The following is a 10,832-nucleotide window of genomic DNA, read 5'->3' as shown; positions in this document are numbered from 1 at the left end:
GAACCCAAGTTCTTTGCCGACGTCGAGTACCGCGACATCACGTCCGAAGGTCTACTTCGAGCCAGCTCGTTCAAGGGGCTGTCCCGGAAGTAGCTTGGGGCTTTCAACCCACATCGGGGTATCAGCCTTTGGGTCCAGTCCATCGCAGGAAATACAACGTAAGTCGGTCCGCTGATCGAGTGACATGACGGCCTTGAGCGGTTTGCCGCAGCGCTGGCATCTGGTGAGGTCCATGGTCTTTTCTCGTTTCCCCCATAACCAGCCGAAGGAACAAAAAGTTCCTGCGCGGCGTTGTGGGATTTTCTAGGGAGGATTTGAATGGAGACTGTGGTTGAGCGGGTTGTTCGTACCTACGGCATGATGGTCACGCTGGCACCGAACGAAGAGGAAGAAGTCAGGCAGCGAGTTATGAAATTCGTCGAGGGACAGGCGGGCGATGACAACACGATCGCGGTCGAGGCAATCAAATTCCTCAGAGGGTCGAAGCCGTCCCGCAGGCGCCGGCCGAAGTGATCAATCCGAACTGTCCGATTTGCGACGGCCTCGGCTGGGTGTGTGAAAACCATCCTCATCTCGCCTGGACGGATGAGGTCAGAGGGTGTCAGTGCGGCGCAGGGATGCCGTGTGAGTGCCAGCGGTCGGGCGATGTTGATGCCGGGATTGAAGAGCCGAAAACCAGCTCAATAATCGACGTCGTCGAACGCATATAGTGGCTCGACAGTTCGGACTTGGAAGTAGCGTGGCGGTCGCCGCGGGGCGAACTCGCAGTCTAATCGTTGTGGACCTGAGGCGATGTTTTTCATCTCGAAAGTGCTGTGCTAGTTGCGCTAAGCGATCCCTAGATCTCTACTCGGTCCAAGTACGGTCTCCACACTGCTCGCATTCAAACGTATGAATGACAATTCCGCTCTCAGATTCCATGATTGTTAGCGTAGCTCCGCAAAAGCGGCAGTCATGATGTGATCGGTCCTGGACAGTAGCGATCTTCTCAGCTCGAAATAGATCCACGCCGGCCGCGCCATTGGTTTTGGAAGTGTCAGCTGCTCTTGAAGTCGCGATGCGTTACAATCGCCTTGCAAAATGCTCGCTCAGCGTCAGCCGCCCACAGAAATGCATCTGAACCGGCAAATCGGTTCAAGTGGGACAAACACGCACGAACGTTACGGCGATTCCCGCCCTCGCGGTGTGGCGCGATCCCCACTGTGGACAACAATCGCCTCGAATGCTCGAGCCCGCTCCATGAGCGAGGTTCGGGAAAGCCCCGACGTGATGACAGAAAAAGCTTTCTGGTTGAGTTAATGGCCTAAGGTCAAAGTTGCCCAATCATAGATGTCCACTTCGGGCCAAAAGTCGTCGATCGCGACCGAACCTGGGACTTCCGGTTCACTCTGGCTGGCCGACGTTCTCAAGTCACTGAGATCGTCAGGTAGCAACCGCGGCCGTCACCGCCTTGGTCCACGAAGGATTGGTCCAGGCGTGGAACTAAACGCCATCATGCGGCGGCATCGACGGTCGCAATGACACTGCGCATGTCGCAGGCCAGCTGGCGGTAGTGCGCCCCCAGGCGCAAGTAGAGCTCCCGCTTGCTTCCATCCGCCTGCCGGCCAGCGATCAAGTCGCACTCCGTAGCGAGATCCTCAAATCGTTCCAGCTTGGCCAAAAAAGCAATCATAGCGGTTCCCTTGAACGCTTACTAAGGGACCGACCACGCTACTATTTGGATTAGTTCTTGCTAAACATCGTTATCGGGCAGAACTATTTTTGTTGTCGCGACTGCATTTTCCGACCTCAATCGCCCGGCGGCTCTGCTGGCGTTCTACGCCGCTTCGGTCGTCGCTGGGAATCAAGAAGATCCGGGAGCGGTGACAATTGGGGACGCGGCTCGGGACTTCGCTCGGTGGCTGGTTGGTCTTGGATATTGGTCCGACGCTTGCGGCTGATTGCAGGGCCAATTAGGCCGATCAATACTAGCGCGACTCCTACGATGATGAGCCAGTGCGGCAAATCTAGCCATCCCATCGCGGTCTTGATCATATCTGTCTACTTCGTCGCCATGACGCGTTTGCTTGGAAACCGAGCGATGAGCTGCGCACGAAAATTCGCGATATCTCGAAGTAGATCGTCGCAACCTTTCCCCTGCGGAAGCTTGCGAGCGGTCGCTTCTAGCCTTGCCGCCATTTCTTGCAGCTCCTGCAAGTCGTTCACTCTGGGGCCTAGGGGCCGGGTGCTGAGGCCTTCACTTGAACCGCCGATTTTATCTCTTGGAGGTCGGCAGCTTCGATGCTGCGCCCTCCCAGATGCTCCCGCTATAGCCTGCCTGCAACAGTGACCCTAGTTTCCCGCTGCGAGTGGTCGCGCTGCGTTGCCGACGCGCGCCAAACTTACCTCTTTGGAGGTATTAAACTTTTGTGCGTTTTCGTGCAGACTTACGCCCATCAGGATTTTGCACATCCTTCCTGGGGCTAGAGCTAACGCCGCTCCGCGTGTATTTTAAGCGGGCGGCGTTTGTGCGTTTGGCAGCGCTGCATAAATGGCAAAGGCCCCAACGGGGGCTAGCGCGTCAGGGCCTCTGCAATCATCGATCCGGAGAGCCATATTCAACTCTCGTTCTGGACGTGATCGCTGTTCACTGTACCGAAAAGCGGGAGCGGGAAATGGACCCCTCCCGGGTTACCTCATTTGACAAGCTTCCTAATCGAATGGTGCGACCCCCGGGCTGCCGCCCATCCAGGGCGGACGGCCTTCAATGTGCTTTTTGCCACAATTCTGGGAGCGCCCGCCGATTCAGGCCGGCGGTTTCTTGCCAGCGTAATTGTGCGCAGCAAGTCATTGGGCCGCGCCATTTCACATCCTCTTCAACCACTGTGGATATGCTGCAGACACTTGCGGATGAATGGCGATCTCCCCGGTGCGCGATCAGACCTGACGAGGCGATTGCGAAAAAGTACGCCGCCGGGCTCAAAACACGTTGTCCCGGCGGCATCATGATTTTCCAGCGCTGGGCCCTGAATTCCCGGTGGGCTGTAGCTTAGCAAATGCGAGGGCAATTGACCGTTGCCCGACCCACACAAGATTAAGAAAGAGGAGCCGGCAAGCTATGGGGCAGGGCGCCGGCTCCTCCCAAATGGTGACCGTAAGACGTCCCCAAACCGGTCCCGTCCCGTCGGGAGCGTGCGCCGATCTGATTGCTTATTTGCTAGCGGAGCTAAGCCGAGACTGCGCCGTGAGCTCGCTGCGTCCGACGACTGACGGCAATAACGAGATCCGGCCGACCGAGCACCTCAACGAGCCGAACTAAACATTCGCCATCGCTTTTCGGCGGGAGCAGGTGGCAATGCAGGTCAGGTCGCTATCCGCTTACAACCGCCACTGGTACCTGATCTCACGGCACCTCGCGAAGGGCGTCGCGCCTGAAGCGAGGCGCTATTCGCAGCGCGAGTTTAGCCTGATCGACGCCGCCAGCCCTCACCAACCTCGGCTGCTAAGAGCTCACCGAAACGATCGGACTCGATGCTCCTCACGTCTTCCCATTGGGTGAACGCCTGAGCCAGCTAGGCGCGCGAGCCGATCCTAGTCATCGCGCGTTTCGATACTTTCTTCGACTTTGCCCGCGCCCCGGTCACGGTCGAAGATGCTGCAACTCGTGTGTGCCGCTTGCCGCTAAGCTTAGCGTGTTTGGATCCTGTACGGTGGGATGCGTATTCCTGACCATCGATCGGTGCGAGATGCGGTGGGTCCATGCTCAGATATGGTCGGCCCACTCCGAACTGCTTTCCGTGCTCGTCGATCCATTTCCATAGTCTCTGGCTCTCGATGACACGCTCCTCCTTGGTGCGACCATTCACGCTGATCACATCTGCTGCGAGCCCATGACTATAGCCGCCACGCGAGCTACCACCGTGATATGACTTGTCATCCTCAGCCTTCAGTCCGCTTGCAATCGATTGGCGATAGTCGTCTCGGAATCCGCTCGTGATCCCAGGCGCTAATCCGGCCTGTTCTGCTGCATTGAGAATATAGAATAGCTTGAGCTTAAACGCTCGATCCATTCCGCCGATTACGTAGTCCATCAAAGGCACGCCAGCTTTTTCTGCTGCTTTGGGATCCTTCCACCCGAAATCACTTTCAACTCGCTTTGGAATGTTGCGAGTGATTGTGACTAGCTTGCCCTTCCGCTTGATCGTTACATTCTTCCTTTCGTACGCAACAATCCAGTCGATCTTGGGCGCTCGCACGTAGAGTGCTTCAAGGAAGCGATCGATGCATGCCTCTACAACAAAGCATTCATCGAGAACCAGGACAGTGTCGATGCCGCCCGGAACTGCCGTGGACGGACTGGTTACTAGAGGATTGGATGGCGCCTCGCTCGATGTGGTTGGGATGGGATCGAGTGAGGCGTGGTCGCTGGTAGGGAGCACTGCGCTGCCATCCGCCTGACCCCCCAGCTCCGATGCGATCGCTTGCTGGCTCTGACCCTCGGTAAGGGATGTTGCGTTCGCCGTCTGAATAGCTGCCCCGCAAGCCAGGAACGTCAAAAATGCCGCACATAGCCAGCTAGCTATGTAACCGTACCAGCCTTGCCCAACGCCACTAACCAGCTTGCCAGATGACATAGGTGATCAAAATTAGCATAGGTTACATCAAAGACCACAGCGTGCCATCCTGCTGGCGGCTTGGCAACCGGCTCACTCTGCCAAACTGTCGAGTTTGGGCAAGAGCCCAATCTTTCAGGGATGTGCGCCTCAGAATAAGGCGAGGGCAATTGCGGGGCTTTGGCCAGGCTAAATTGGCAGATTGTCCGTCATACCCGGTGGTGGTTCACCAAGGTCGGAATCTTGCCTGAGCAACTCGTTCTCAGCTTGATGCCAGAACGTGTCCGCCAGACCTTCCGGTGCGCCGGCCTCCTGCCAAAGTTGATAGGCCCTCGTGCGAATTTCTTCTTCGGTTGGCCCCGACATCAAATGCTCCGCAATAATCTTAGATCTAAAAGCGAAGGGCCCTGCCTTACGCAGAGCCCTTTGAGGATTACCACTTCTGACGACCGTACCAGTCGTTCACTTCCTTCTGCGCTTGATCTTTCGCGTAACCGTAACGCTCCTGCAATCGACCCTCGAGTTGATCCTGCTTGCCGGCTATGACGTCAAGATCGTCATCGGTCAGCTTGCCCCACTGCTCCTTGACCTTACCCTTCATCTGCTTCCAATTACCTTCGACCCGATTCCAATCCATCGTTGGTCTCCTTCGAAATTGGGATAGTTGGTAACTTAGCTCGGTTTCGATCGTTCCTACCGGTGCAACGGGTGCGCTAAGTTACAAAGTGAACATTAGGATTGGTTCAGTCCACTGGCTACTTCGCGAAGAGCGTTTGACGCTAAACAGATCTCTGCCCTGACGTTTGGTGTTCCAGTTTGATTTCTACCCCTCTCGGGCCGCTGGAATCGATCGTCCATAGTTAGATTTTGCGATCGATTAGCGAGGAGAGTGACGACGCGTGGCGATGGGTGCGGTGAAGTGGTTTAATCCGATAAAGGGCTATGGCTTCATTCAGCCGGATGGCGGCGGCAAGGACGTGTTCGTCCACATTTCCGCGGTGGAGCAGGCCGGCTTCAGTAACCTCGTCGAAGGGGCGAAGGTGAGCTACGAGCAGGTCGCCAACTGAGGGAAGACTCCGGCCGAAAATTTCAGAATGATCACATCTTACTAGACGAAGTGCACTCCGTCGCCGAAGTCAATTGACGGTCTTCAGGAGCCGCAACCGCACGAAGGGCGGCGGGTTTGCTGCCTTTCGGGCTGGGGGCATCCACGACCAGGCTGTCAAATTCCATTCCGGGAGCGGTTTTGATCACCGGATCCTGAGGAACGCCGTCGGCGGGCTCGTACCATGGCGCCTTCTCGATCGCTCCGCCCTCGAGGGCGTGAGCCATCAGCTGCCCGATTTCGGGCCCGGTCAAAGGGACGAGGCTACCGTTCTCATTCTTAAATAGCTGCGGACAGAAATAGAGCGCATGTATCCGCGGATCGTACCCGTCCAGAACGAGGAAGTGCTCCGGCTTACGGAAGAGCCGACGCTTCGTAACGAGCTTCCTGTCCTGAGTTGTGAGGGCGACCCGCAGCTTGTCGCGTTCATGACCGACGATGGTGGCCGCCTCTAGCAACACCAGCCAATCCTTGGTGTGCGCGTTGTCTTCGTGGATGGGAACTAGAGTTCCCTGGTTTCTGTTAAAAATGCCCATACGGGCACGGTAACAATTCGGAACACAGCGCACAACCAGTCCAATGCGGCTAGGGCCGGTCCGACAAACGGATCACGCCACTTGCCCGGGTATCGGCGATCTGGCGATTATTCTCGGCTGCTGGATCTCGTCGTCCGTCTCGATCGATCCGGAAACGTCGATGGAGTAATAGATGCCGAGATGGCGCTTGTTATTCCGCTGTCCGGAGGGTTGCGGGAACCATCGTCGTGACCAGGCTGCGATATGAAGTTAACGCCGCAGCGCCTCGTGTCTTCCTGCACCATAAGCTCGTGAATCTGAAGCGAGAACGGCGCCGTTAGTGCCGGAAATAGATAAAGTAAATCACCGCAAAAGCTACGACCACAAGGCAAAGGCTGACGACCAGTACGTTGCGCACCGTCGGGCCACGCTCGGCTCCGCGTGCTTCCACGGCGGTCTCCACAATTCTCTCGTCTTGCAGCTTGGCCATTTCTATCTTTCACTCGATTATGTCGAGCCAAGCGTTTGAAGAGGCGATTTGTTCCCGTCGATCGCGGGGGCATTGGGTCGCTCGAGCGAGCCGCGCTGCTATCGGGGTCGGCAGCAAGACGACCACCTCCATTTCTGCCTCTCTTATATTGAGGAACCGTCCCCGATCACCTTCGTCCGCCTCGCATGCGTTCGACAGCCTCCTCCCGACGGAACTGGCGTCAGGTCGTAAGGTTCTATTTGAGGCGAGATCACAACGCTCGCGAAAGGAGTTTGATGGACGCACGGGCGGAGGGCTCCAGCAATGCGGAATTCGAAGTCGATAGCGGCTTCGTCCGGGTGCGAGGTGCCCGCGAGCATAATCTTAAGGACGTGTCGCTGGTCATTCCCCGAAACGCGCTGGTCGTGTTTACGGGAGTCTCCGGATCCGGCAAGTCGTCGCTCGCCTTCGGAACGCTCTATGCGGAGGCGCAGCGCCGTTATCTCGAGTCCGTCTCGCCTTATGCCCGGCGGCTGTTCCACCAGATGGCTGTTCCCGAAGTGGATTCGATCGACGGGCTGCCCCCTGCGGTGGCCCTTCAGCAGCAACGAGGCTCGCCAACCACCAGATCGTCAGTCGGAAGCGTCACCACGTTATCCAATCTGTTGCGGATGCTTTATTCGCGCGCTGGTGATTACCCGAAAAATCAGCCTCTGCTTTACGCCGAATCGTTCTCTCCGAACACGCCGGAAGGCGCCTGTCCGACGTGCCATGGCATCGGACGCGTCCATTCCGTCGATGAACGTTCACTGGTGCCGGACGACACGCTAACCATCCGGGAGAGGGCGGTAGCGGCCTGGCCGAGCGCTTGGCAGGGTCAGAACCTCAGGGACATCCTGGTGACCCTTGGATACGACGTGGACAAACCTTGGCGGGAGCTTTCCAAGAGGGACAGGGACTGGATCCTGTTCACTGAACAGCAGCCGACGGTTCCGGTTTACGCGGGGTACACTCCGGCCGAGACCAGGCGGGCGCTAAAGCGGAAAGAGGAACCCAGCTATCAGGGCACCTTCACCGGCGCGCGCAGATACGTTCTTCAGACGTATGCGACCACGCAAAGTGCTATGATGAAGCGTAGGGTCGCTCAATTTCTTTCGAGCTCCGACTGTCCGGTCTGCAAGGGAAAGCGTCTCAAGCCCGAGCCGCTTTCGGTCACTTTCGCCGGAATGGACATCGCGGACATCTCGCGTTTGCCGCTGAAGCAGCTTCGATCCTTGATCGATCGTCATCTGAGCCAGAAGAAAGTATCCGCCGATCGTCCCGAAAAGGCGCTCGTCGTGCAGCGCATCACCGAAGACATGTCCGCTCGCCTCGATGTGCTGCTCGACCTCGGTCTCGGTTATCTGACGCCCGATCGCAGTACGCCGACGCTGTCGCCAGGAGAGCTCCAACGGCTCCGGCTGGCGACCCAGGTGCGCTCTAACTTGTTCGGCGTCGTCTACGTCCTTGACGAGCCTTCGGCCGGGCTCCATCCGGCGGACACGGAGGCGCTACTACGCGCCCTGGACCGCCTGAAGTCTTCAGGCAACTCGCTGTTCGTCGTCGAGCACCAACTGGACGTGGTGCGGCACGCCGATTGGATCGTCGACGTTGGTCCCGACGCCGGCACCCATGGAGGGCATATCATGTACAGCGGTCCGTTGGCCGCCCTCGCGGACGTGGGGGCGTCCCGAACACGACCATTCCTGTTCGACACGAACGACCAAGCCGAAAAGAATCCTCGAACCGCTCAAGGCTGGCTCAAGCTCCGAGGCGTCACGCGCAACAACCTCAAGCGACTGGATGCCGAGATTCCGTTAGGCGTATTCACGAGCATCACGGGGATTTCAGGCTCGGGCAAGTCGAGCCTGATCAGCCAGTTTCTCGTCGATGCTGTCGGGGACGAACTGGGGCAACGAGTTGAAAATGCGGACGATGATGATGCGCTGGAGGCGCCGGTCAAGACCCTGGGCGGCGAAATCGTGGAAGGGCTCGACGTCATCAAGCGTTTGGTCGTCGTGGACCAGAAGCCGATCGGTCGGACGCCACGATCGAACTTGGCGACCTACACCGGCTTACTTGACCACGTCCGCAAGCTTTTCGCCGCAACCAAGCAGGCGCGCGCTCGGCGGTACGATGCCGGCAGGTTTTCCTTTAATGTTGCCAAGGGACGTTGCGAAACTTGCGAGGGTGAGGGGTTCGTGTCCGTCGAGCTGCTGTTCCTTCCGAGCGTGTACGCGCCCTGTCCCACCTGTAAAGGCGCGCGCTACAACGCCAAGACGCTCGAGATCAGGATCCGGGATCGGTCCATTGCCGACGTACTTGCAATGACCGTAGACGATGCGTTCGATTTTTTTGCAGACGACCAACCGCTGCGTCGATCACTGGGTGTACTTCGGGAGGTCGGTCTCGGATACATCCGATTGGGGCAGTCGGCTACCGAACTGTCCGGAGGCGAGGCCCAGCGCGTCAAGCTCGCCACGGAGCTGCAAAGAGCTCAGCGCGGGCATGCTCTCTACGTGCTGGACGAGCCCACGACCGGTCTGCATCCATCGGACGTAGCGAAACTGATGAAGCAACTACACGGTCTCGTCGAAGCCGGGAACACGGCCGTCGTAGTCGAGCACGACATGACCGTGGCGGCTGCGAGCGATTGGATCATCGATATCGGTCCCGGCGCGGGCGATGAGGGCGGCCGCATCGTGGCTGCGGGAACGCCAGCACAGGTATCGAGCGAACCGCGAAGCCGCACGGCTCGTTATCTTGCGGCCCGTCTATCCGCGTCTGCTTGATCGTTTGGCAGCGCCTGGTCCCCGTTCTTCTGGGCGGATCTGTTCTTCCATTCCGGCTTGCCGACCGTGATCCGCCTTTGGCCGCTTAAAATGCAAGACGGGTCGCGCCAAAGATTTTAAACGATGGAAGGATCGCGTGCCCGTCCGAATCAATGGCTGTGAGCCCGAAATTTCCGAAGACGACATTCAGCGCGAGGAACTCGGGTCGCGCGGAGTGCGCGTAAGCTTGATCCCGCCAACATGACGCGCCGCGCGAAAAAACCTAAGAACGTGGATCCGGGCCGTACCGCCTAAACGTCGGAGTAGCGCGGGATCCACGTTGCCGTTCAGGCGGCGCGCCTCTTGCGAGTCCGTGCGGCCTTCTTCGCCGATGCCGAACGCGCCGCCGCCGGCCTGCTGGCGGCCGCTTTCCCGCCGAGGCGGCCACCCTTCCGCTCCGGGGAATGATCTTCGGCCTTGCCTCTGCCCGAGCCGCTCTTCTTGCCGCCGTGGGTTGTCTTGTTCACGGTAGCCCAGGCGCGCCGCTCCGCTTCGCTTTCCGTCAATCCGCGCTGCTCGTAGCCTTCCTCAATATGCCGAGCCATCCTCTTTTGCTTGCCGGTGTAACTCGATTTATCGCCGCGGGGCATGGAACCCTCCTCTACGTGAAGTACGATAAATCCGAAATCCGGAGCGATGTTCCACATCGGCGCGATCGGCCTTTCTTTCCGGAGGCGCCAGAGCCGTGGTGATCCCAGGCAGGCGCTGCAGACTTCGGCCGGGCAGGAACAGACCCAGCGCGGTCCGCATAGTAGGCAAAACGCCATGATAAGGATTCGACCATGGATTTGAACGGAAAAAAGATCGCAATTTTGGCCGCCAACGGCTTCGAGCAGGCCGAGCTCAAGGTGCCGCGGGATCGCCTGACGAAAGTTGGCGCGACCGTCCACGTTGTTTCGCTCGCAGCCGGCGAGATAAAGGGGTGGGACAAGAAGGATTGGGGCCGATCCGTGAAGGTCGACAAGACACTCGACGAAGTGGCGGTCGACGACTACGACGCGGTCGTCCTGCCGGGCGGCCAGATCAATCCGGACCTGCTGCGGGTCGAGCCCAAGGCACTGAAGTTCATCAAGGACATCTTCGATGCGAAGAAGGTCGTCGCCGCCGGCGCCAAGTGGGAGGATTCGGAAGTCGTGGTCGATCAGGGAGTGATCACGTCGCGAAATCCAGGAGACTTGGAAGCCTTCAGCGCCAAGGTCATCGAAGAGGTCAAGGAAGGCCGTCACTCCCAGCGCAGCGCGGCCTGACCGATGAAGAGCCAAAAAATAGCCGACGACGCGG

At 58.5% G+C, this 10,832-nt stretch carries 11 protein-coding genes; 4 read left to right on the top strand and 7 right to left on the bottom strand.

Annotation, left to right across the window (positions count from 1 at the left end):
- The first annotated feature begins 318 nt into the window (after positions 1-318).
- A complete protein-coding gene (locus BraRD5C2_RS18965) occupies positions 319-513 on the top strand; it encodes a hypothetical protein (protein ID WP_223970372.1) in 195 nt (64 codons plus the stop codon).
- Between the two features lie 979 nt (positions 514-1,492).
- Here the strand turns inward: BraRD5C2_RS18965 and BraRD5C2_RS18960 are convergent.
- The 4 genes from BraRD5C2_RS18960 to BraRD5C2_RS18945 form a co-directional block, all read right to left on the bottom strand.
- Positions 1,493-1,672 carry a hypothetical protein gene (locus BraRD5C2_RS18960; RefSeq protein WP_223970370.1) on the bottom strand — a complete coding sequence of 60 codons (180 nt, stop codon included), beginning with the start codon at positions 1,670-1,672 and terminating at the stop codon, positions 1,493-1,495.
- A 1,879-nt stretch (positions 1,673-3,551) separates the two neighbouring features.
- A complete protein-coding gene (locus BraRD5C2_RS18955) occupies positions 3,552-4,418 on the bottom strand; it encodes a D-alanyl-D-alanine carboxypeptidase family protein (protein WP_308444436.1) in 867 nt (288 codons plus the stop codon).
- A gap of 363 nt (positions 4,419-4,781) precedes the next feature.
- A complete protein-coding gene (locus BraRD5C2_RS18950; protein ID WP_223970369.1) occupies positions 4,782-4,958 on the bottom strand; it encodes a DUF2934 domain-containing protein in 177 nt (58 codons plus the stop codon).
- Positions 4,959-5,025: 67 nt separating this feature from the next.
- Positions 5,026-5,229 carry a CsbD family protein gene (locus BraRD5C2_RS18945; protein ID WP_223970368.1) on the bottom strand — a complete coding sequence of 68 codons (204 nt, stop codon included), beginning with the start codon at positions 5,227-5,229 and terminating at the stop codon, positions 5,026-5,028.
- Between the two features lie 262 nt (positions 5,230-5,491).
- Between BraRD5C2_RS18945 and BraRD5C2_RS18940 the strand changes: the two genes are divergently transcribed.
- Positions 5,492-5,659 (top strand): cold-shock protein, encoded by a 168-nt coding sequence (locus tag BraRD5C2_RS18940; RefSeq protein ID WP_223970367.1) that lies wholly within the window; start codon positions 5,492-5,494, stop codon positions 5,657-5,659.
- Between the two features lie 31 nt (positions 5,660-5,690).
- Here the strand turns inward: BraRD5C2_RS18940 and BraRD5C2_RS18935 are convergent, their stop codons facing one another.
- Both BraRD5C2_RS18935 and BraRD5C2_RS18930 read right to left on the bottom strand, forming a co-directional pair.
- Entirely contained in the window at positions 5,691-6,233 is a 543-nt protein-coding gene (locus BraRD5C2_RS18935) for a hypothetical protein (RefSeq protein WP_223970366.1), read from the bottom strand.
- A gap of 316 nt (positions 6,234-6,549) precedes the next feature.
- Positions 6,550-6,702 carry a hypothetical protein gene (locus tag BraRD5C2_RS18930; protein WP_223970365.1) on the bottom strand — a complete coding sequence of 51 codons (153 nt, stop codon included), beginning with the start codon at positions 6,700-6,702 and terminating at the stop codon, positions 6,550-6,552.
- A gap of 275 nt (positions 6,703-6,977) precedes the next feature.
- Between BraRD5C2_RS18930 and BraRD5C2_RS18925 the strand changes: the two genes are divergently transcribed.
- Positions 6,978-9,512 carry an excinuclease ABC subunit UvrA gene (locus tag BraRD5C2_RS18925; RefSeq protein WP_223970364.1) on the top strand — a complete coding sequence of 845 codons (2,535 nt, stop codon included), beginning with the start codon at positions 6,978-6,980 and terminating at the stop codon, positions 9,510-9,512.
- 326 nt (positions 9,513-9,838) lie between these two features.
- On the opposite strand, the gene BraRD5C2_RS18920 is transcribed toward BraRD5C2_RS18925, so the two are convergent.
- Complete coding sequence (locus BraRD5C2_RS18920; RefSeq protein WP_223970363.1) at positions 9,839-10,141, bottom strand: plasmid stabilization protein; 303 nt, start codon at positions 10,139-10,141, stop codon at positions 9,839-9,841.
- Between the two features lie 192 nt (positions 10,142-10,333).
- Between BraRD5C2_RS18920 and BraRD5C2_RS18915 the strand changes: the two genes are divergently transcribed.
- Positions 10,334-10,798, top strand: a complete 465-nt coding sequence (locus BraRD5C2_RS18915; RefSeq protein WP_223970361.1) for a DJ-1/PfpI family protein — start codon at positions 10,334-10,336, stop codon at positions 10,796-10,798.
- Positions 10,799-10,832: the final 34 nt, after the last annotated feature.

Source organism: Bradyrhizobium sp. RD5-C2 (assembly GCF_019972155.1).
Taxonomy (GTDB): Bacteria; Pseudomonadota; Alphaproteobacteria; order Rhizobiales; family Xanthobacteraceae; genus Bradyrhizobium.
This window is presented reverse-complemented; position numbering and strand designations above follow the sequence as displayed.